Source organism: Modestobacter sp. L9-4, from assembly GCF_019112525.1.
Taxonomy (GTDB): Bacteria; Actinomycetota; Actinomycetes; order Mycobacteriales; family Geodermatophilaceae; genus Modestobacter.
In genome coordinates, this window is sequence record NZ_CP077800.1 from 3,557,010 (window position 1) to 3,578,426 (window position 21,417).

Annotated in this window: 17 protein-coding genes and 1 pseudogene; 9 read left to right on the forward strand and 9 right to left on the reverse strand. The window is 75.1% G+C overall.

Translation table 11 applies throughout. The features are described 5' to 3' along the window. Positions 1 to 79 precede the first annotated feature (79 nt). Entirely contained in the window at positions 80 to 676 is a 597-nt protein-coding gene (locus tag KUM42_RS16835) for a biotin transporter BioY (RefSeq protein WP_237493679.1), read from the reverse strand. A gap of 603 nt (positions 677 to 1,279) precedes the next feature. On the opposite strand from KUM42_RS16835, the gene KUM42_RS16840 reads away from it, so the two are divergent. After that, the gene (locus KUM42_RS16840; RefSeq protein WP_237493680.1) at positions 1,280 to 1,648 is read left to right on the forward strand and encodes a hypothetical protein; all 369 of its coding nucleotides are present in this window, start codon (positions 1,280 to 1,282) and stop codon (positions 1,646 to 1,648) included. A gap of 40 nt (positions 1,649 to 1,688) precedes the next feature. Here the strand turns inward: KUM42_RS16840 and KUM42_RS16845 are convergent, their stop codons facing one another. The 5 genes and pseudogenes from KUM42_RS16845 to KUM42_RS16865 form a co-directional block, all read right to left on the reverse strand. Beyond that, on the reverse strand, positions 1,689 to 3,212 hold the full coding sequence (locus tag KUM42_RS16845) for an ATP-binding cassette domain-containing protein (RefSeq protein ID WP_237493681.1): 1,524 nt from the start codon (positions 3,210 to 3,212) through the stop codon (positions 1,689 to 1,691). A gap of 147 nt (positions 3,213 to 3,359) precedes the next feature. Beyond that, a complete protein-coding gene (locus KUM42_RS16850) occupies positions 3,360 to 4,889 on the reverse strand; it encodes a glycoside hydrolase family 13 protein (RefSeq protein WP_237493682.1) in 1,530 nt (509 codons plus the stop codon). Between the two features lie 97 nt (positions 4,890 to 4,986). Next, a pseudogene (locus tag KUM42_RS16855) lies at positions 4,987 to 5,414 on the reverse strand (globin). Beyond that, positions 5,411 to 6,736 carry an MFS transporter gene (locus KUM42_RS16860; RefSeq protein WP_237493683.1) on the reverse strand — a complete coding sequence of 442 codons (1,326 nt, stop codon included), beginning with the start codon at positions 6,734 to 6,736 and terminating at the stop codon, positions 5,411 to 5,413. Before KUM42_RS16860 ends, KUM42_RS16855 begins: the two are co-directional and overlap by 4 nt. 166 nt (positions 6,737 to 6,902) lie before the next feature. Then, complete coding sequence (locus KUM42_RS16865) at positions 6,903 to 8,981, reverse strand: prolyl oligopeptidase family protein (protein ID WP_237493684.1); 2,079 nt, start codon at positions 8,979 to 8,981, stop codon at positions 6,903 to 6,905. Between the two features lie 221 nt (positions 8,982 to 9,202). Between KUM42_RS16865 and KUM42_RS16870 the strand changes: the two genes are divergently transcribed. The 3 genes from KUM42_RS16870 to KUM42_RS16880 all read left to right on the forward strand — a co-directional run bounded on the left by KUM42_RS16870 (position 9,203) and on the right by KUM42_RS16880 (position 12,092). Beyond that, positions 9,203 to 9,700, forward strand: coding sequence for an HNH endonuclease (locus KUM42_RS16870; protein ID WP_370629366.1), 498 nt, complete (start codon positions 9,203 to 9,205; stop codon positions 9,698 to 9,700). Between the two features lie 165 nt (positions 9,701 to 9,865). Beyond that, positions 9,866 to 11,410 carry a hypothetical protein gene (locus tag KUM42_RS16875; RefSeq protein WP_237493686.1) on the forward strand — a complete coding sequence of 515 codons (1,545 nt, stop codon included), beginning with the start codon at positions 9,866 to 9,868 and terminating at the stop codon, positions 11,408 to 11,410. A 1-nt stretch (position 11,411) separates the two neighbouring features. Continuing rightward, a complete protein-coding gene (locus KUM42_RS16880; protein ID WP_237493687.1) occupies positions 11,412 to 12,092 on the forward strand; it encodes a class F sortase in 681 nt (226 codons plus the stop codon). 1 nt (position 12,093) lies between these two features. On the opposite strand, the gene KUM42_RS16885 is transcribed toward KUM42_RS16880, so the two are convergent. Both KUM42_RS16885 and kynU read right to left on the reverse strand, forming a co-directional pair. Then, a complete protein-coding gene (locus tag KUM42_RS16885; protein ID WP_237493688.1) occupies positions 12,094 to 12,741 on the reverse strand; it encodes a dihydrofolate reductase family protein in 648 nt (215 codons plus the stop codon). 50 nt (positions 12,742 to 12,791) lie between these two features. Next, positions 12,792 to 14,057: a kynureninase gene (kynU, locus tag KUM42_RS16890; protein ID WP_237493689.1), complete on the reverse strand. Its 1,266-nt coding sequence runs from the start codon at positions 14,055 to 14,057 to the stop codon at positions 12,792 to 12,794. A 436-nt stretch (positions 14,058 to 14,493) separates the two neighbouring features. Here kynU and KUM42_RS16895 point away from each other — a divergent pair, with 436 nt between their 5' ends. The 3 genes from KUM42_RS16895 to KUM42_RS16905 are packed head-to-tail and all read left to right on the forward strand — an operon-like array spanning position 14,494 to position 16,855. Then, on the forward strand, positions 14,494 to 15,924 hold the full coding sequence (locus KUM42_RS16895) for an amidase (protein WP_237493690.1): 1,431 nt from the start codon (positions 14,494 to 14,496) through the stop codon (positions 15,922 to 15,924). A 42-nt stretch (positions 15,925 to 15,966) separates the two neighbouring features. Further along, entirely contained in the window at positions 15,967 to 16,323 is a 357-nt protein-coding gene (locus KUM42_RS16900) for a hypothetical protein (RefSeq protein ID WP_237493691.1), read from the forward strand. A gap of 55 nt (positions 16,324 to 16,378) precedes the next feature. After that, positions 16,379 to 16,855, forward strand: a complete 477-nt coding sequence (locus KUM42_RS16905; RefSeq protein WP_237493692.1) for a DUF5130 family protein — start codon at positions 16,379 to 16,381, stop codon at positions 16,853 to 16,855. Positions 16,856 to 17,195: 340 nt separating this feature from the next. Here the strand turns inward: KUM42_RS16905 and pepN are convergent, their stop codons facing one another. Then, positions 17,196 to 19,742, reverse strand: coding sequence for an aminopeptidase N (pepN, locus tag KUM42_RS16910; protein WP_237493693.1), 2,547 nt, complete (start codon positions 19,740 to 19,742; stop codon positions 17,196 to 17,198). Positions 19,743 to 19,890: 148 nt separating this feature from the next. Between pepN and KUM42_RS16915 the strand changes: the two genes are divergently transcribed. Both KUM42_RS16915 and KUM42_RS16920 read left to right on the forward strand, forming a co-directional pair. Further along, the gene (locus KUM42_RS16915) at positions 19,891 to 20,556 is read left to right on the forward strand and encodes a DsbA family protein (protein ID WP_237493694.1); all 666 of its coding nucleotides are present in this window, start codon (positions 19,891 to 19,893) and stop codon (positions 20,554 to 20,556) included. Positions 20,557 to 20,627: 71 nt separating this feature from the next. After that, a complete protein-coding gene (locus KUM42_RS16920) occupies positions 20,628 to 21,398 on the forward strand; it encodes an SDR family oxidoreductase (RefSeq protein WP_237493695.1) in 771 nt (256 codons plus the stop codon). Positions 21,399 to 21,417: the final 19 nt, after the last annotated feature.

Sequence of the window (21,417 nt, forward strand, 5' to 3'; positions counted from 1 at the left end):
GCGCTCACCTGCAGCAGGCCGGAACGCAGACCGCCCCGCTGCCGGGTGGTCGGCAGCGGGGCGGTCGGAGCGGTGCGGGTCAGCTGCGGCGGGTCAGCCGCCACGCGCCGCCGAGCACGCCCGCGCCCACGACGGCCTTGACCAGGCCGCCGAGGATGAACGGGGTGAAGCCGGCGGCGAGCGCCTGGCCGGCCGACATGCCGGTGCTGATCGCCAGCCACGGGACGCCGACGGCGAAGATGACGGCCTGGCCGGCGACGAACAGCGGCGCGGCCTTCAGCGGCTGGCGGTCCATGCCCCGGCGGGCGGCCATGCCGATCAGGTACGCGGCCGGGATGAAGCCGATGACGTAGCCGCCGGTGGCGCCGAAGACGACGTCGACGCCGCCGCTGGCCTCGGAGTAGAACGGCAACCCGACCAGCGCGGCCAGGATGTAGAACGCCTGCACGGCGACGCCGCGCACCGGGCCGAGGCTGGCCGCGGTCAGCACGACGGCCAGGGTCTGACCGGTGATCGGCACCGGCGAGCCCGGGACCGGGATGGACACCTGCGCCAGCAGGGCGGTGAACAGCACGCCGAGGGCGACCAGGCCCGCGTTGCGGGCACGGACGGCCGGCACGAGGTCGGCGAGCACGAGCGGGCGCGCGGGCAGCGCGGGCATCGAGGCGGTGGCCACGGGTCCTCCTGGGAGAGCGGGACGGCGCAGCGCGCCGTCGATCGGCAGAGAGTCTGCCCTACCCCTCCGGGACGTCGGCCCGGCGGTCGGACGGGCGGCCGGGAGGGCTGCACGAGCTCTCGGGAGCCCTTTCCGTTCCGTTGCCCTGAGTACCTGCCCGCTCACCTGCAGATACGTCCGCCGGTTTGCCCGGCCCGTCGGGGGCGTGTTCGCTGGGGTCCGGAGCCCCTCGGGGAAGGGCGGAGTCACGGCATGGCAACCGGGTGGTGGACAGCTCTGCGGTCGTGGGGACGACCCGTACCGCAGGCCCCCCACCCGTCGGCCGTCCGGGCTCCGGACCCGGTGCCCGAGGACCGCTCAGGGCCCGACCCCGCCCCCGCCGGGCCCGCCCTCGACGAGTCAGCACCGCAGGACGCAGCACCGCAGGACGCAGCACCGCAGGACGCAGCACCGCAGGACGCAGCACCGCAGGACGCAGCACCGCAGGACGCAGCACCGCAGGACGCAGCACCGCAGGACGCAGCACCGCAGTCCGGGCGACGTCCGGACCCGGTGGGCGGCGACCCGCTGCCCACCGCCACCACAACGACAGGAGCCTCCACCGTGGCCCAGCTCGACAACGTCATCGCCGACCTGCTCGCCATCGACGGCGCCACCGGCGCCGCGATCGTCGACATCGACAGCGGCATGGCCCTCGCGACCGGCGGCAACCCCGGCTTCGACCTCAACGTCGCGGCCGCCGGCAACTCGAACGTGGTGCGGGCGAAGCTCCGGACGATCACCGACCTCGAGCTGAAGGACGAGATCGAGGACATCCTGATCACGCTGCAGGGCCAGTACCACCTGATCAACGTGCTCCGCGGTCAGGGCAACGCCGGTCTGTTCATCTACCTGGTGCTCAACCGGACGACGGCGAACCTCGCGCTGGCCCGGCACAAGCTGCGCTCGGTCGCCGCCGGCGTGGCGGTCTAGTCGACCCGGCGGTGCCGCCCCACCCGGGGTGGCACCGCCGTCACGCGGCGGTCGCGGCCTCGAGGATCCTGGCGCGGACGGTCTCGACGGCGAGGTCGCCGGCCTCGATCCAGCGGGTGACCCGGCCACCGGACACGATGCCGATGCGGTCGCAGCACTCGGCCAGCTCGTCGGGGTCCACCGACACCACCACGACCGACGTGCCGTGCTGGGTCGCGTCGTCCAGCAGCTGGCGCACCTGCTGGCGGGCCCGCACGTCGAGACCGCGGGTGGGCTCATGGAGGACGACGACGTCGCGCGCCGAGGCCATCCACCGCGCGAGCGCCAGCTTGTGCTGGTCGCCGCCGGACAGCGCACCGAAGGAGGTGCGGATGCTGAGGGTCTTGACGTCCATCTGGTGCACCGTGCGGATCACCCCGCGCAGCGTGGCGATCTCCTTGTGCAGGTCGCTGAGGGTGCCCCACGCCTCCTGGGTGAGCGTGCGGGCGATGGTCTCGCCCGGGTCGACCCCGTAGGCGTCCTCGTCGGCCCGGTAGACCGGCAGCTGCAGCGCGTGCTCGCCCGCTGCGGTGCTCAGCTCGCGCGGCTCGCCGTGCAGCAGCAGTGCGTCGGTGACGGCCGGCAGCTCGCCCGACAGCGCCCCGGCGATCTCGCGGACGCCGGAGGAGCGGTGCCCGGTCAGCCCGATGACCTCACCGCGCCGCACCTGCAGGTCGACACCGTCGACGGCGCCGGGCACCCGCAGGTTGCGGACCTCGAGTGCCACCTCGGCGTCCCCGGCCCGCGGGGCAGGCGGCCGGACGGCGGCGGGAGCGGGCCCGGACGGCGCCGGGACCCGGGCGGCGGGCAGCGGCACCGGCTCGCCCACGGTCTCGGCGGCCAGCCGCACCGGGTCGAGCTCGGCGGCCGGGCTGTCCAGCGCGATCCGCCCGTCGCGCAGCACCAGCACCCGGTCGACGACCGCGAGCAGCTCGGGCAGCCGGTGGCTGATGTAGAGCACGCCCCGGCCCTGGCGGCTGAGCCGGCCGGCCACGGCGTGCAGGCTGGTGACCTCCAGCGGGAGCAGTGCCGCCGACACCTCGTCGAGCACCACCACCTGGGTGTCCTCGGCGAGCACCCGGGCGATCTCCACCAGGCCGTGCACGAAGTGCGGCAGCTCGCCGACCGGCGTGTCCGGGTCGACGTCCAGGGTGACCTCGGACAGCAGCGCCTGCGCCGGGCGGCGCAGCTCCGCCTGCGGCCGGCCGGCCCGCTCGGTGCCGCGGAAGACCGCCTGGGCGACGGTGAGCGCGGGGTCGATGCGCACCAGCTGTTCCACCACGCCGATGCCCAGCAGCCCGGCGTCCTCGACCGACAGCGGGGCGTACGGGCGGCCGCGCAGCGTCATCGTGCCGGCGTCGGCGGCGGTGATGCCGGCGAGGACGTCACCGAGGGTGGACTTGCCCGCGCCGTTGGTGCCGACGAGCCCGACGATCTCGCCCTCACCGACCCCGAAGGTGACGCCCTTGAGGACGCGCCGGGCACCGAAGGACTTCCGTAGACCCTCGACCTGCAACAACGCCATGGCGGGCCTCCCGGGGCGGGTCCAGCGACGCTGGTGGACAGGTGGTGAGCGTCCCCCGCGACGCTGAGTAACTGGTCGGATGCTACCTGGCGCCGGAGCGGACACCTCCCGGGGCAGCGCGCCCCGGGAGGTGTCCCGACGGGTCGGTCAGCCCTGGAGCCAGACCGCCGCGTCGACCGGCAGCGCGCCGTCCGTGACCGGCTCGCTGGCCAGCAGCACCTCGCCCTCGGGCAGCGGCACCGGGGCGCTGGAGAGGTTCACGACGCACACCAGCCCACCCGGGCGGCGGAAGGCCAGGCAGCCCTCGGCCGCCGGCAGCCACTGCACGTCCTCGCCGCCGAACGCCGCGGAGGAGCGTCGCAGCGCCAGCGCCGTCCGGTAGAGCGACAGCATGGAGTCGGGGTCGGCGGCCTGCGCCTGCGCGGTGAGCGGTCCCCAGCCGTCCGGCATCGGCAGCCAGGTGTCGGGCGTGGTGGAGAAGCCGTAGGCGGGGGAGTCCCCGGACCACGGGACCGGGATGCGGCAGGCGTCGCGGCCGCGCTCGGTGTGCACGGAGCGCTCCCAGATCGGGTCCTGCAGCACCTCGTCGGGCAGGTCGACGTCGGGCATGCCGAGCTCGTCGCCGTTGTAGACGTAGGCGACGCCGGGCAGCGCGAGCTGCAGCAGCGCCGCCGCCCGCGCCCGCCGGGTGCCCAGCTCGCCGCCGCCGTAGCGGGTGACGTGCCGGGGCCGGTCGTGGTTGGACAGCACCCAGCAGGCCGGCGCGGGCACGTCGGCGACGGCGAGCAGCGAGTGCTCGATCGCCGTCCGCAGCACGTCGGCGTCCCAGTCGGCGGTCAGCAGCTTGAAGTTGAAGGCCAGGTGCAGCTCGTCGGGGCGCAGGTAGCGCGCCAGCCGCTCGTCGTCGAAGACCCAGACCTCACCGACGGCCATCCGGTCCTCGTACTGGTCGAGCACCGCCCGCACCCGCCGGTGGATCGCGTGCACGCCGTCCTGGTCGAAGCGCAGGTCACCGGGGCCGTCGTCGGCGAACAGCCCGGTGTCCTCGACGCGCACCATGTCCGGCAGCCCGGCCGGCTTGGCCATGCCGTGCGCGACGTCGATGCGGAAGCCGTCGACCCCGCGGCGCAGCCAGAAGTGCAGCGTCTCCTCCAGGTCGGCGACGACCTCGGGGTTGGTGAAGTCCAGGTCGGGCTGCTCGGGGGCGAAGATGTGCAGGTACCACTGCCCGTCGGGCACCCGGGTCCAGGTCGGTCCGCCGAACACCGAGGGCCAGTTGTTCGGCGGCTCGCTGCCGTCGGGGCCGCGGCCGTCCCGGAAGAGGTACCGGGCCCGGGCGGGGGACCCGGGCGCCGACGCCAGCGCCTCCTGGAACCAGCGGTGCTGGTCGGAGGTGTGGTTGGGCACCAGGTCGATGGTGACCTTCAGCCCCTGCGCGTGGGCGTCGGCCAGCAGCGCGTCGAACTCGGCCAGGTCGCCGAACACCGGCTCGACGTCGCGCGGGTCGGCCACGTCGTAGCCGTGGTCGGCCATCGGCGAGGGGAAGAACGGCGTGATCCACAGCGCGTCGACGCCGAGGGCGACCAGGTCGGGCAGGTGCGCGCGGATGCCCGCCAGGTCACCGACGCCGTCGCCGCTGCCGTCGGCGAAGCTGCGCACGTAGACCTGGTAGAACACCGCCTCCCGCCACCAGTCGGCGCTCGAGGTGGTCGCGGACGTCGGGTGCTCGCTCAGCGGGGGCTCCTGCGGGTGTGGAGGGGCTGCGGCGCCCGGGTCAGACCGACAGAGCGCCGCCGGCCCCCTCGGGCCACCGGTTCTGCATGCTGTGCGCCGCCATCTCCAGGTAACCCCACAACGTCGCGTCCTGCTCGGCGGCCAGGCCGAGGGAGTCGACGGCGGCCCGCATGTGGGTCAGCCAGGCCTGCCGCGCGGCGTCGTCGATGGCGAAGGGCGCGTGTCGCATACGCAGCCGGGGTGCCCGCGCTCCTCGGAGTAGGTGCGCGGCCCGCCCCAGTACTGCTGCAGGAACATCCGCAGCCGCGTCTCCGCGCCCTCCCAGTCGTCGCCCGGGTACATCGGGCGCAGGACGGGGTCCTCCTTCACGGCGGCGTAGAAGTGCGCCACCAGCGCGCGGAAGACGGGCTCGCCACCGATCTGGTCGTAGAAGGTCACGGCCTCCGCCGGTGAGGAGCTCTGGGTCATGCCTGCGATGGTCCCCCAGCCGACGGACTCCCAGCCACGTGGGCAGGGTCTCCCTCGACCGGTCGGGGAGCCGTGCGCCGCAGCGACAGCAGCGGGACGACGACGGCGACCAGCCCGACCGCCCCGGACAGCGCGACCACCGTGCTGGGCCGCACCAGGTCGGCGCCCACCCCGGCCAGCACCGCGCCCAGCCCCTGCGCCCCGTACAGCCCGGCCACCGCGACGCCGAACGCCCGGCCGCGGTAGGCGCTGGGCACCGCCTGCACGAACGCCACGTTCAGCGGGATCGAGCAGGCTCCGCCCAGGCCCGCGACGAACAGCAGGACCAGGACGACGACGAAGGAGGTGGTGCCGCGGTCGAGCACCAGCGGCACCAGCCCGGCCAGCAGGACGCCGCCCAGGCACAGCACCACCAGCGGGGTCAGCAGCCGGTCGCGCAGGGCCGGCGGGCAGAACCGCCCGATGAGCACGCCGCCGACCGCGGTGCCGGCCGGGTTGGCGGCCAGCAGCAGCCCGGTCGCACCGAGGGCGTCCTGCAGCTGCAGCGTCCACGGGGTGGCGATGGCCTCGGGGGCGTTGACGAACATCGCCGCCACCCACAGCACCCCGACGATCGCCCGCAGCCGGGGGGCGCCGGCGACCAGGCGCAGCCCACCCACGGTGTCCTGCAGGAAGGTGCCGGCCTCGTCCCCGGCGTCGGTCCGGGCCGGCGCCGGACGGCGCTGCAGCCCGGCGGAGAGCCAGACCGCCGAGACGGCGAAGGTCGCCGCGTCGAGCAGCAGTGCGGCGGGGGCGGAGAACTGGGCCAGCAGCAGGCCGCCGAGGCCGAAGCCGATCAGCTGCGCGACCTGGCCGGTAATGCCGGTGAGCGAGGTGGCCACGGCGTACCGGTCGCCGGTGAGCACGTCGGCCATCAGGGCGGAGCGGGCCGCCTCGAACGGTGGCGCGAACAACGAGACCAGCAGCAGCAGGAACAGCAGCAGCGGCAGCGGCGTCCCCGGCACCGCCATGGCGGCCACCAGGACGGCGCGGGCGACGTCGCTGCCGATGAGCACCCGGTGCCGGGGCAGCCGGTCGGCCAGGGTCGAGAGCACCGGCCCGCCGACCAGCCAGGGCAGGTAGCTGATCGCGAACGTCAGCGCGGCCAGCAGCGCGGAGTCGGTGCGCTGGAAGACCAGCACGGTCAGCGCCACCCGGGCCAGCTCGTCGCCGACGGTGGACAGCAGGTAGGAGCCGAACAGCGGCCGGAACTCACCGACGGCGAAGACCTGCCCGTAGGTGGCCGGCCGCTCCTGGGTGGGCCCGGTCGGGTGGTCGCTCACCGGCCGTCCGCCCGGGACGCCGCGCCCTCGCTGCCGGTGACCGGCCGTGTACGCCCCATGACGAGGAATTCTGACATGTGGAACGGAACCGGCCGGGACCGACCAGGGGGCGCCGGGCGCGTCGTGGCCCGCCGGACCCCTGCGGGGCCGGCGGGCCGGTGCACGCTCAGGCCGAGGCGGGCGCGAGCCCGGTGTGCGCGGCGAGGAAGGCCAGCTGGTCGGCCGCCAGCCCCACCGTGCGGCTCACCGCGCGGGCGCCGTGCCCGACCGAGAGCTCCCGGCGCAGCACGACCGGGGCGTCGGCGGAGGTGGCGTGCTGGAGGGCGGCGGCCAGCTTCCGGGCGTGCAGCGGGTCGACCCGGGTGTCGGACTCGAAGGTCGTGAACAGCACCGCCGGGTAGGCGGTGCCCTCGACCACCCGGTGGTAGGGCGAGTAGCCCAGCAGCCAGCCCAGCTCGACCGGGTCGGCGGCGGTGCCGTACTCGTCGTTCCAGGTGCGGCCCAGCCCGAACAGCTCGTAGCGCACCATGTCCAGCAGCGGTGCGCTGCACACGACGGCGGCCACCAGGTCGGGGTGCTGGGTGGTCATCGCGCCCACCAGCAGCCCGCCGTTCGAGCCGCCCATGACGGCCAGCCGGTCCGGTGTCGTCCAGCCGGCGGCGACCAGGTGCCGGGCCGCGGCGGCGAAGTCGTCGAACACGTTCTGCTTGTGCTCGCGCATGCCGGCGCGGTGCCACTCCTCGCCGTGCTCGGAGCCACCGCGCAGGTTGGCCACCACCCACACGCCACCGGCGGCGACCCAGGCCAGCGCCTGCGCGCTGTAGGCCGGGGTGAGGGAGACGTTGAAGCCGCCGTAGCCGTAGAGCACGGTCGGCCGCGGGGTGTCCGGCATGCCGGAGGGCGACAGCACGAACAGGTGCACCGGGGTGCCGTCGGCGGAGGTGGCGTGGGCCTCCACGACCTGCACCGACAGCACCGAGGCCGCCGTCGGCGCCTTCTCGTGCTCGGCCAGCGCGGTCGGGTCGGTGGCGTCCCAGCGCAGCACCGACGGCGGGGTCGCGTAGTCGGTGAAGCCGACCCAGGCGGTGGTGCCGCCCTCGGGCGGTGCACTGACGCCGGAGATGCTGCCGGGCTGCAGGTCGCTGACCTCGCCGAGCGCACCGCTCCCGTCGCCGGCCCACAGCGAGAGCCGGTCGGTGGCGTCGACGGCGTGCACCGCGAGGACCGCCAGCGCACCGTCGGCGTCGTCGACGAGCGCCACGTCGGTCAGCACGCCCTCGGGCTGCTGGGGCACGACCTCCCGCCAGGCCGACGGCGCCCAGGTCGCCGGGTCGGTGGGGTCGGCCACGACCAGCCGGCCGCGTGGGGCGTCGCGGTCGGTGTGCAGCCACAGCCGCCCGTCCCGGGCGACCCAGGCGGAGGTCTGCGCGTCGACGCCGACCTGCAGCTCGCGCAGCACGCCGTCACCGGACAGGTCGGCCAGCCAGACGTCGTCCCGCGGGGCGGTGCCCACCGAGGCGGAGACGACCAGCCAGCGGCCGTCGGCACTGGTGCGGGCGCCGAAGTAGGTCGAGGGGTCGCTGCCCTCGCCGTGCACCAGGACGTCGGTGCCCGGGTCGCTGCCCACCCGGTGCCGCCACACCCGGCGGTGGAACTGCTCCTCCCCGGCGGGCACCAGCTCCGGGGCGAGCCGGCGCACGTAGAACAGCTCGTCCCCGCCGGGCAGCCAGCCGACGGGGGAGTAGCGGCAGCGGTCGACCGGGCCCTCGACGACCTCGCCGGTGGCGACGTCCAGCACGAACAGCTGCGACTCCTCGTCGCCGCCCACCGACAGCTGGTAGGCCAGCCGGTCGCCCTCCCAGGAGGGCTGCCAGGCGTCGAGGGTGGTGGTGCCGGCCGGGTCGAGCGCGGTGGGGTCGACCAGCACCCGGACGCTGCCGTCGGGCTCGGTCACCCGCAGCACCGCGTGCTCCTGGCCCGGGTCGCGGCGGGTGGAGAAGGCCCGCCCACGTCGCCACACCGGGACGCCGACGGCGCCGGCCTGCACCAGCCGCTCGATCCGGTCGGCGAACACCGGCCGGGTCGGCAGCGCGCCGAGCAGGTCCGCGGCCAGCTCGTCCTGGGCGGTGGCCCAGGCGACGGTGCGGGGGTCGGCGGCGTCCTCCAGCCAGCGGTAGGGATCGGCGACCGGGTGGCCGTGCAGGTTCTCGACCAGGTCCTGACGGGGGGCGTCGGGGTAGCGCACGAGGGCGACGGTAGTGCGGGGGTGTGACGTCCGCCGCCCCTCGTCGCCGATTCCGGTGCAGGATGGGAGGTGCCCGTGGGCTGTCGAAGCCGTCGGTGGCGGCGGGCACCCGGAGGTGTCCCGTGTCGATCACCGCACTCCCGCCCGCGTCGGGCCGCGCTGCGCCGCGGCGTGACCCGATCCCCCCACCCGCCCAGCCGGCGGTCACGACCGCCGCGACGTTGCTGCTCAACGCCACGTACGAGCCGTTGACCGTGGTGTCCAGCCGCCGCGCGATCGTGCTGGTGCTGGCCGCCAAGGCCGAGAGCGTCGACGACGGCGACGACGAGGTGCACGCCGAACGGGTCACCGTCGCCGTGCCGGTCGTGGTGCGGCTGACCCGCTACGTGCGGGTGCCGTTCCCGGTGCAGGTGCCGCTGTCGCGCCGGGCGGTGTTCACCCGCGACTCCTCCACCTGCGTCTACTGCGGCGCCTCGGCGACCAGCATCGACCACGTGGTGCCGCGCAGCCGGGGTGGCACCCACAGCTGGGACAACGTGGTGGCCGCCTGCCGGCGGTGCAACCACGTCAAGGCCGACCGGTCGCTGGCGGAGATGGGCTGGACGCTGCCGCAGCCACCCCGCGCACCCAGCGGCGCTGCCTGGCGGCTGCTCGGGCACCGCACCGTCGACCCGCGCTGGCGCGAGTGGCTGGGGATGCCCGAGCAGGTCAGCGCCTGACGAGAGGCCCCATCGCCGGCAGGCCAGCGATGGGGCGGTGCACGGGGTTCGGGCGACGTCGAGTCACAGGGGTCACACAGGCGCGTCGCAGGTCGGGGCGGGGCCGGTCGTGCCCTACCTTTCGCCGCGTCGGCGTGTCGTACGCCGCGGTCGAGAGGCGTCCCCGTGTCCCCGAGCACCCTGCCCCGCGCGCTGCCGCGCGCCGTCGTCGGCTCGCTGGCCGCCCTGGTGGTGTTCGCCCTGGGCACGGCGCCGGCCGGCGCCGCCGCGGGGCTGACCGTCCCGCTGTCCCCGCCGCAGGTCGAGGTCTTCCTCGTGCCGGCGGAGAACTACGCCGAGGTCCCGGTCGAGGACGAGTCCGGGGACGGGTCCACCCCGGTCGAGGTGCCATGGGGTGGCGCCGTGGAGCTGCAGCTGCCCGCCGGACTCGACAGCGCCGACGCCGTCGTCGTCCTGCAGACCGGCTCCCCGGACGACGAGGAGCCGGCCCGGACGCTGTCCTCCGACGCTGACGGTGCCGACCGGCTGGACGTGACCGACCTCGGGGACGGGGCCAGCCGGGTCGCCCTGCCCGCCGACGACGGGACCGGCTCGGCGGGCGTGCTCAGCGTCGAGGGCCTCACCGCCGCCGACCCGGGCATCCGCGTCGGCGATCTCTACTACTTCCTCCAGTTCACCGGCACCGGCGCCGCGGTGGTGCCGCTGGCCCCGCAGCTGTCCGCCTACTCGTCGGTGCCCTGCGCCCTCGACCTGTTCGCCGGCCCGGCCGACTGCCCGCCGTACCCGGTCCTCGCCGGCACGACGGTGGGCCTCACCGTCCCGGCGGACTCCCTGCTGCGCACGCTGGGGCTGGGCACGCTCACCGACGTCGGCGTCGCGCTGACCCCGCTGGACCCCGAGCTGGTCGACGAGGGCGGGTACGGCTTCTCCGACGGCTACGACGACGGGTACGAGGCGGGCTTCGACGCCGTCCCGGGCACGACCTACGTCCCGGCACGTGGACCCGGGTACGACGCGACCGAGGCGGGGACGGACGCCGAGTACGACGCGGACTACGCCGAGGGGCACGCGCAGGGCTGGGCCGACGGGGCGCTCGCCGCCGCCGACCCGGGGACCGACGACGAGGACACCACCTACGGGTGGGCCGGCATGGTCGGCACGCTGGCCGAGCTGCCCGAGGCCGTCGACGAACCGCTGACCGCCCCCGCCGCCGAGGAGTCGATGGCCCGGGTGGCCGAGGCCGCCCGGTCCGTCGACGAGGTGGTCGCCGCTGCCGCGGAGCCCGCCGAGCCCGTCACCGAGGAGATCGGTGCCGAGCCGATCGTGGACGGGCTGCTGCCGGTCACGGTCACGGCCGAGGGCGTGGAGGTCACGCTGCCGGCGGACACCGCGGCCGGGGAGTACGAGCTCGCGGTGTTCGAGGGCGACGGCCTGACCGGGCCCTCCTCGGTCGTCGTGCTGACCCTGGACGTGTCGGCACCGGTCGCCGCCGCGCCCGTCGTCGCACCTGTCGTCGCGCCCCCGGCTGTGCCCGCCGTCGTCCCGGTGCTCAACCCGGGACTGGCGTCGAACACCGGTTGGACCGAGCCGGCACCCGGCAGCTCGCCGGGGCTCGTCGCACTGGGTGGTGCGGCGGTCCTGGCCGCCGGCCTGGGTGCGGCCGTGGTCCTCCGGCCGCGCCGCCGCCCAGCACCCGCCGCGCAGGACTGACGTGCGGCGGCCGGGCAGGCGGACGGCGGCGCTGGGCGGGTGCGCCGTCCTGGGCGCCGCCGGGGCGGTCGCCCTCGCGGTCGGCCTGTCCGCCGGCGGCGCGGTGCCCGAGGTCGGGACAGCGGCGCAGGGCGTGGTCGCCGGCGCGACGGGGGCGGTGCCCTCCGGTGCCCCACCGGGGGCGACCACGCTGCCCCGGACCACCGCGACCGCCTGGACGACGCCGTCCTCGGCGGTGCACGTGCAGGTCGACGCGGTGGGTCTGGACCTGCCGGTGCTGCCCCTGTCGGCGCCGGACGGCGTGATCGACCCCCCGCTGCTGACCGCGGCCTACTGGGTGCAGCCCTACGGCGAGCCCGTGGGCGCGGCCGGGGAGGCCGAGAACACGATCTACCTGGCGGCGCACTCCACCAGCCGCGGCAGCTCCGGCTTCGACCCGCTGCTGACCCCCGACCACCGGGACTCCGCGCTGGCCGCGGGGGACGTCGTCTCGGTCAGCACCCCCGGGGGCACCGTCGACTACACCGTCGACCGCAGCGCCCGGTACGGCACCGCCGAGCTCGCCGGGTCGGCCGAGGTGTGGGAGGCGGTCCCCGGCCGGCTGGTGCTCATCACCTGCCTCACCCCGCTGGGGTCGGGCGCGACGACGGAGGACCTGGTCGTCTTCGCCACCGCGCGCTGACTCACCTGCGCCAGAACAGGTGGTGCACCACCCCGCTGGGGCTCGGGACGACGTCCCGGTGGAAGCGGTCGAGCAGCTCGTCGGGTGAGTGCCACAGCCGCGACCCCGAGCCCAGCTCGATCCCCGGGTGGACGGCCACGTGCAGGGTGTCGACCAGGTCGGCGTCCAGGAACTGCCGGACCACCGACGCCCCGCCACCCAGCCGGACGTCGAGGCCCTGCGCGGCCTCGCGCGCCCGGGTCAGGACCTCGGCAGGTGTGCCGTCGAGGAAGTGGAACGTCGTGTCCGACAGCGTGAACGACGGCCGTGGGTGGTGGGTCAGCACGAACACCGGCGTGTGGAACGGCGGCTCGTCACCCCACCAGCCCCGCCACTCCTCGTCGGTCCACGGGCCGCGCTGCGGGCCGAACTTGTTGCGACCCATGATCTCGGCGCCGATGCCGTGGCCGAAGTCGCGGACCAGGTGGTCGTCGAGCCCGCGGCTGCCGCCGGGGGCGGTACGGGCGGGGAAGCTGGCCGTGCCGAACGCCCACCGCATGAGCGCCCCGGGGTCGGCGTGGCCGAAGGGCCGTTCCAGGCTCTGCCCGTCCCCGGCACTGAAGCCGTCGCTCGAGACGGTGAAGTTCTGCACCTTCAGCAGCTGGGTCACGCAGTTCCTCCCGGTCGTCCGTGCCCCGTCCCCACGGACGGGGTCCTTCCTCAGGTGACCCGGCTGCGCTCGGTCGGGTACGCCTCGTAGGAGCGGTCGGTGAGCACCGTGCGCAGCCGGTCCATCGCGTCCCAGACGTCGACGAAGCGGGTGTACAGCGGTGCGGGCCCGAGGCGCAACCGGTCCGGCGTCCGGAAGTCCGGGACGACGCCGCGCGCGATGAGCGCCTGGGTCAGCTGCCAGGCGGCGGGGTGGGCCAGCGACACGTGCGCGCCGCGGCGGGCGCCGTCCCGGGGGCTGGCGACCGCGACGCCGTGCCCGGCCAGCCACTCGTCGGCCAGCGCCACCACCAGGTCGGTCAGCGCCCGGCCCTTGGCCGCGATGGCGTCGATGCCGGCCTCCGCGGTCAGCCGGGCGCCCACCTCGACCGCGGCCATCGCCAGCACCGGGGGAGTGCCGACGGCGAAGCGGTCGACGCCCTCGGCCGGGTCGTAGGCCGGGCCCATGGCGAACTGGTCGCGCGCCCCGAACCAGCCCCAGATGGGCTGGCGCAGCTGGTCGGCGAGCTCGCGGCGCACGTACAGGAACGCCGGGGCGCCCGGGCCGCCGTTGAGGTGCTTGTAGGTGCAGCCCACGGCCAGGTCGGCGCCGACCGCGGTGAGGTCGGCGGGCACGGCGCCGGCGCCGTGGCTGAGGTCCCAGAGCACCAGGGCGCCGCGCTCACGGGCCAGCCGGGTCACCGCGGCCATGTCGACCAACGCACCCGACCGGTAGGCGACCTGCGACAGCACCAGGACGGCGACCCGCTCGTCCAGCGCCTCCGCCAGCACCGCGAGGTCGAGCCCCTCGTCGACGTGCGCCTCCACCGAGCGCACGGTCAGCCCGCGCTGCTCGGCCACCCCGGCCACGACGTACCGGTCGGTGGGGAAGTCGTCGGCGCAGCAGACCAGCACGTCCCGACCCGGACGGGCGTCGACGGCGGCGACCAGCAGCTTGTAGAGGTCGACGCTGGTGGTGTCGCTGATCAGCACCTCGCCGGGCCGCGCCCCCAGGACACCAGTGGCCAGGACGTCGCCGATCCGCCTCGACTGCTCCACCCAGCCGCCCCAGGAGCCCACCAGCCCGCGGCCCCACTCCTGCTCCACCACGCGGGCGACCGCGGCCGGGGTGTCGACCGGCAGCCGGCCCAGGGAGTTGCCGTCGAGGTACAGCTGGCGGCCCGGCCCGTCGTCGTCCGTGCCGGTGAAGCGGGACCGGAACCCGGCCAGCGGGTCGGTGGCGTCGGCGGCGACGGCGGCGGCGCGGGAGAGGTCCACGCCGTCATGGTCGCCCGCCCCGGGCCGCCGGCCACGACCGGCCCACGCCGCCGTCCGCGGCCGCGCCACCTCGCCGTCCCGACCTGCCTGTCTGACTCCTGCGCGTCCGGCATCCCCGCGCGGCTCACGTCGCCGTCCGCGTCCGCCGTCGCGTCCGGCGGCCGCGCCCGGCGGACGTGCCGTCCGCACCCGGCTCACGTCGCCGTCCGCGCCCGGCGGACGCCCCGTCCGCACCCGGCTCATGTCGCCGTCCGTGCCCGGCGGACGCGCTCTCGCGCCCAGCTCACGTCGCCGTTCGCGTCCGGCGGACGTCGTCCCGTGCCCGGGCGTCCTCGCCCCGGCCGCCGGTGCCCTCGTGATCACCCCGGGCCCGTGGCGGTCACGGCGGCGGGGTGACCGCCGTGGGCCCGTGGTGATCACCCGCTAGCGTCCGGTCGTGACCCCGTCGACCGGCACGCAGCTGCACGACCTCACCGCGCTGGAGCAGGCCGCCGCCGTCCGGGCGCGCGAGGTGAGCCCGACCGAGCTGGTGCAGCACTCCCTGGACCGGATCGAGGCGCTGGACGCCGAGCTGGGCGCCTTCCTCACCGTCACCCCCGAGCGGGCGCTGGCCGTGGCCGCCGCTGCCGACCGGGCGGTGCTCGACGGCGCCGAGCTGCCGCCGCTGCACGGGGTGCCCACCGCGATCAAGGACCTCAACAACACCGCCGGGGTGCGCACCACGTTCGGGTCGGCCGTGCTGGCCGACTTCGTGCCGTCCTTCGACGACGCCGTGGTCGCCAAGCTGGCCGCGGCCGGCACCATCAGCCTGGGCAAGACGAACACGCCGGAGTTCGGCTTCCCCTGCTACACCGACAACGCCCTCGCCGGCCCGGCCCGCTGCCCCTGGGACACCTCGCTGCTGGCGGGCGGGTCCAGCGGTGGGGCCGCCGCCGCAGTCGCCGCTGGGCTGCTGCCCTTCGCGCAGGGCTCCGACGGCGGCGGGTCCATCCGCATCCCCGCCGGCATCAACGGGCTGTTCGGCATCAAGCCCAGCCGCGGCCGGGTGAGCAGCGCGCCGCTGGGCAACGAGGTCACCGGGCTGGGGGTGCACGGCCCGCTGGCCCGCACGGTCCGGGACGCCGCCGCGATGCTCGACGCCATGGCCGGCCCGGTGCCCGGCGACCCGTTCTGGGCGGCGCCGCTGCCGGCGGGGGAGACCTTCCTCGGGCACACCGACCGGGCACCGGGACGGTTGCGGATCGGGCGCCAGCTGGACTCCGGGATGTCCGGGATCGAGCTGGACCCGCAGGTGCGGGCGGCCTTCGAGGACGCCGCCGCGCTGCTGGCCGACCTGGGCCACGAGGTGGTCGACCTGCCGGAGACCCCGCTGACGCCGGAGGTGTTCCCGGCGTTCGAGGTGGTGTGGGCGCTGTCGGCGACGACGCTGCCGGTCGGGCCGGGGCAGGTCGACCAGCTCCGCCCGCTCACCCGGTACCTGCGGGAGCGGGGCCTGGCCCTCTCCGCGCGCGACGCCATGGCGGCGATGGCCACGCTGCGGGTGTTCTCCCGCCGGTTCGTCCAGGCGACCGCCGACCTCGACGTCCTGCTCGCCCCGATCTGCACGATGCCCCCGCGGCCGGTGGGCTGGTTCGGCGACGACGGCGCCACGGACTTCGCCCGGCAGGTGCAGTACGCGGCCTTCCCAGCGGTCTACAACGTCACCGGTCAGCCCGCGGTCAGCGTGCCGTTGTGGTGGACGCCCGAGGGGCTGCCGATCGGCACGATGCTGGTCGGGCGGCCCGCCGACGAGGCCACGCTCGTGTCGCTGTCCGCGCAGCTGGAGGCGGCCCGGCCGTGGGCGCAGCGACATCCCGCCATGTGGTGATCCTGCCGGGCCGGTGCGCACCGGCCCCGGTAGATTGCGCCCATGCCCGTGCTCGAGACCCTGCTCATCTACGCCGCCATCCCGCTCGTGGTCGTGCTGCTGTTCGCGGCGGTCACGTTGATCCCCGGTCGCGGCAAGGGCCCGGCCAGGTACAAGCCCGGTCAGCCGTGGGACCACGAGCCCGTCTGGTACGAGCCGCACCCCGACATCCCAGGCCTGCCGGTCACCGGTGACCACCACGACGCCCACGGCGCCGAGGCCGGTCACACCGGTGCCCGTGCCCTGACCTCCGGCGTCGGCGCGACCGCCGCCGCGCTGGCCCTGGGCGAGCACCCGCACACCCACGAGGTCGACGCACCGCGGCGCAGCGCCGCCGGCGGCGCGCGCGGGACCTGGTGACCCGGTGAGCACCGCGATCTCGTCCACTCCTTCGTCCTCCGGAGACCGTTCCCCGATGTCGTCGTCGTTGCAGGCACAGGCCCATCCGCAGCAGTCGCCGGACGCCGGCCACACCTCGACGAAGGACACCGCGAACTCCGTCGTCGACGACGCCAACATCGGGCTGTTCTCCTACCGCGACCTGGCGCGCATCGACGAGGCGCTGACCATGTCGACGAAGGAGACCGGCCTCCGGTTCACCCTGTACATCGGCGACCTGGGCCGCGACACCCGCGCCACCGTCGAGGACATGCACCAGCGCTCCGGCGGCGACGTCAGCAACGGCGTCCTGGTCGCCATCTCGCCCGGGCAGCGGGTGCTGGAGATCGTCACCGGCACCTCCGCCGCCCGCCGGCTGCCCGACCGCGCGTGCGCCCTCGCCGTGCTGTCGATGACCAACCGGCTCGGCTCCGGCGACCTGGTCGGGGCCATCGTCAACGGCTTCCGCCAGCTGTCGGACTCCGCAGGCCACCCCGCGCGCCGCGGTCACTGACGAAGGACCCCTCGCCCCCCATCACTCGCACGCTCGTGGCGGGTCCCTGCGAGGGGGCCGACAGGCCCCGCCTCCCGGGATTGCCGGGAGGCGGGGCTTGTGTCGTTCTCGCCCCCTGCGATCAGGGGGCGGCGAACGCCAGCAGCCCAGGACGGGCCCGGTCCTGGGCCCTGTGGGTCCACCGCCTCCAGGAGCAACGGCCGACCCGCCGGCTCCGGGCCCGTCGGGCGGCGCGTCCCGGTCTCCGCCGCGGGCACAGGGCCGCGCCTGCGTCCCGGGCCGGGACGCACGACGGGCCCGGGACGCAGGTGCGTCCCGGGCCCGTCGTGGGGCAGCCAGGTCAGGCGGAGGCGTCCCGCTTGCGGGCCCAGAGGGCGCGGGCCACGCCGTCCCGGCCCTCGCTGACCAGCCGGCGCAGCGGCGGCGGGGCGGACTCGTCGGTCAGCCACTCGTCGGCGGCGGCGAGGGTCTCCTCGGCGATGACCTTGGGGAACAGGTACTCGACCGCGTTCTTCGCGATCTCGCCGGGGCGCCGCTCCCACAGCCCGCTGATGTCGGCGAAGTACCGCTGCACGTAAGGGGCGGTGAGCTCCTGCTGCGCCGGGTGCCAGAAGCCGGCCACCATCGCCTCGTGCACGGCGTTGGGGATCGACTCGTCGGTGAACGCCCGGTCCCAGGTCTCGGCCTTGGAGGCCTCGGTGGGCCGCAGCGCCCGGGCGGTGGCCGTGCGGCGGACACCGGTGGCGGTGGCGTCGCGGGCGGACTCGGCGTCGATCTCGGCGTCACCGGCGGCGCCGATGGCGACCAGCCCCTGCAGGAACGACCAGCGCGCGTCGGCGTCGACGGTGAGCCCCTCGACCTCCAGCGACCCGTCGAGCAGCCCGCGGAGCGCGGCGACGTGCTCGTCGCTGCGCGCGGCGGCGGCCAGGGTGCGCGACCACTGCAGCTGGGCGTCGCTGTCCGGCTCGGCGCTGGACAGCGAGGCCAACGCCTTGTCACCGAGCAGGGTCCAGCCGGTGGGCGCCCAGGACGGGTCGACGTAGTTGGCCAGCGCAGACTGCACGCGCGCCAGCAGCGACTGGACGACGCTGATCTCGGTCTCGGCGTCCACACCGGCCAGGACCAGCTGGACCCACTCGCGGGCCGGCAGCTCGCCGTCGCGGGTCATGTCCCAGGCCGCCGACCAGCACAGCGCGCGGGGGAGGGAGTCCGGGAGCGACCCGATGTCGCTGCGCAGGGTGGCCAGTGACCGCTCGTCGAGCCGCAGCTTGGCGTAGGTCAGGTCGTCGTCGTTGACCAGCACCAGGTCCGCGGCCGGGTGACCGACGAGCTCGCTGACCTCGGTGCTCGCGCCGTCGACGTCCAGCTCGACCCGGTGGGAGCGAGTCAGGCCGTCGGGGCCGGAGCTGTACAGCCCGACCGCCAGCCGGTGCCGGCGCAGGACCGGGTGCTCGGGGACGGCGGTCTGCTCGATGGCGAAGGAGGCGTACCGGCCGTCGTCGTCGAGGCTGAACACCGGGCGCAGCGTGTTGACCTGGCTGGTCTGCAGCCACTGCGCCGACCAGTCGGACAGGTCGCGGCCGGAGGCCTCCGACAGCTCGGTCAGCAGGTCGGTGAGCACGGTGTTGCCGTACTCGTGCTTGCGGAAGTAGCGGCGCACGCCGGCCAGGAACTCGTCGCGGCCCACGTAGGCGACCAGCTGCTTGAGCACCGAGGCGCCCTTGGCGTAGGTGATCCCGTCGAAGTTCACCTCGACCGCGGCGACGTCGACCATGTCGGCGGCGATCGGGTGGGTCGAGGGCAGCTGGTCCTGGGCGTAGGCCCAGCTCTTCTCGGTGTTGGCGAACGTCGTCCAGGCCGTCGTGTACTCGGTGGCCTCGGACTGGCACAGCGTGGAGATGTAGGTGGCGAAGGACTCGTTGAGCCACAGGTCGTCCCACCAGCGCATGGTGACCAGGTCGCCGAACCACATGTGGGCCAGCTCGTGCAGGATCGTCTCCGCGCGCCGCTCGTAGCGGGCCCGGCTGGTCTTGGACCGGAAGACGTAGTCCTCCAGGAACGTCACCGCTCCGGCGTTCTCCATCGCTCCGGCGTTGAACTCCGGCACGAAGAGCTGGTCGTACTTGTCGAACGGGTACGGGTAGTCGAACACCCGGTGGTAGAAGTCGAACCCGGCCTTGGTGACGGCGAAGATCTCGTCGGGGTCCAGGTGCTGGGCCAGCGACGCGCGGCAGTAGATGCCCAGCGGGATGCCGTCGTGCAGGTCGGTGACCCGGGCGTAGGGGCCGGCGACGAGGGCGACCAGGTAGGTGGAGATCCGCTTGGTCGGGGTGAAGTGCACCAGCTGGGAGCCGGCCTCACCGGCCTCGATGGTGCGGTCGCCGGTGTTGCTCACGACCTGCCAGTCGAACGGCGCGGTGACGTGCACGGTGAACACCGACTTGAGGTCGGGCTGGTCGAAGCAGGCGAACATCTTCGCTGCCTCGGCCGGCTCGAAGTGCGTGTACAGGTAGACCTGGGAGTCCTCCGGGTCGACGAACCGGTGCAGGCCCTCCCCGCTGCGGGAGTAGCGGCAGTCGGCGTCGACCACGAGCTCGTTGGTCGCGGCGAGCCCGGGCAGCGCGAGCCCGTCGTCGACGGTGTAGCCGCTGAGGTCCAGCTCGACGCCGTTGAGCGTGGCGGAGTTGATGCGCTCGGCGACCAGGTCGATGAACGTGTCCGCGCCCGGTGTGCGGGCCTCGAAGCGGACGGTGGTGACCGACCGGAACGTGTCCTCACCGGGATGGCCGTGGCCGTCGGTGACGTCGAGGAAGAGGTCGTAGCTGGAGACGGTCAGCAGCGCGGCGCGAGCCGCGGCGTCGTCACGAGTCAGATTGGGGACTGCCACACCCGGAGCCTCCCATGCGGCACCGACGGGTTCCGCGGTGTGGTCATGGCGGGCGGCGGGAATGCCGGGACGGCGACCCGACTTGGCGCAACCGATGACCGGCTCGCGCGCGGCTGCGAGCCCCCGTCCACCGATCGAGAGGCACCCCATGACCGAGACCGTGCAGACCGCACGCACCAGCGCCCGCGTCGACGTGTGGGTCGACCCGCTGTGCCCCTGGGCGTGGCTGACCAGCCGCTGGGTGCTCGAGGCCGCCAAGGTGCGCGACATCGACCTGCACTGGCACGTGATGAGCCTGTCGGTGCTCAACCGCGGCCGCGACCTCCCCGAGCAGTACCAGGAGATGATGGCCAAGGCGATCGGACCGGTGCGGGTGCTCACCGCCGCCGTCCAGGAGCACGGCGAGGGGGTGCTCGCCGACCTCTACACCGCCATGGGCACGCTGCGGCACCACGACAAGCTGGACATCGACGAGGTCATCGCCCCGGCGCTCGAGCGGGTCGGCCTGCCCGCCGAGCTCGCCCAGGCCGCCGGCTCGACCGAGTACGACGAGGCGCTGGAGAAGAGCCACCACGAGGGCATGGACCCGGTGGGCGAGGACGTCGGGACCCCGATCGTCCACGTCGACGGCGTCGCCTTCTTCGGCCCCGTGATCAGCAAGGTCCCGACCGGTGAGGACGCCGGCCGGGCCTTCGACGGCGCCGTGCTGCTGGCCGGCCTGCCGGACTTCTGGGAGCTCAAGCGCACCCGCACCGCCGACCCGGACATGTCCTCGGTGCCCGCCGACGCCCTGGAGCTCCTCGGCACCCGCTGAACCACCCGCTGATGGAGTCCCAGCGCTGCAGGAACCGAGCGCTGGGACTCCATCGGCGGCATGCTGGGCCGATGGCGAGGCCCCCGGTCCGGCAGCGGATCCTCATCACCGGTGCGAGCGCCGGGCTCGGTGCCGGCATGGCCCGGCGGTTCGCCGCCCGGGGTCGCGACCTCGCGTTGGTGGCCCGGCGGCAGGACCGGCTGGAGGCCCTGCGCGACGAGCTGGTCACCCGGCACCCCGGTGTCCGGGTGGTGCTCGCCCCGCTGGACGTCGACGACCCGGACGCCGTGGCCGAGGTCGTGCCGCGGCTGGCCGCCGAGCTCGGCGGGCTGGACCGGTTCATCGCCAACGCCGGGCTGGGCAAGGGCACCGCGGTCGGCACCGGCCACCCGCGGCCCAACCGGCAGGTGCTGGTCACCAACGTGCTGGGCACGCACGCCTGCTGCGAGGCCGCCGTCGCGCTGTTCCGCGCGCAGGGCGCCGGCCACCTGGTGGTCGTCTCCTCCGTCGCCGGGGTCCGCGGCATGGGCGGCACCCGCACGGCCTACGCCGCGTCCAAGGCCGCCGACGCGGTGCTCGCCGAGGGCATCCGCGCCGACCTGCTCGCCGACCGGGCCACCCGCGGCATCCGGGTCACCACCGTGCACCCCGGGTTCATCGCGACCGACCTGAACACCGGACGGCGCGGCTCGTTCACCGTGGACCTCGACACCGGCGTCACCGCGCTGACCGCGGCGATCGAGCGCGAGCCGGTGCGCGCCTACGTGCCGGAGTGGCCGTGGCGGCCGGTCGCCGGGCTGCTGCGGGTCCTGCCGCTGCCGCTGGCCCGCCGGCTGGGTTAGCGCGGGGACCCGGGTCCCC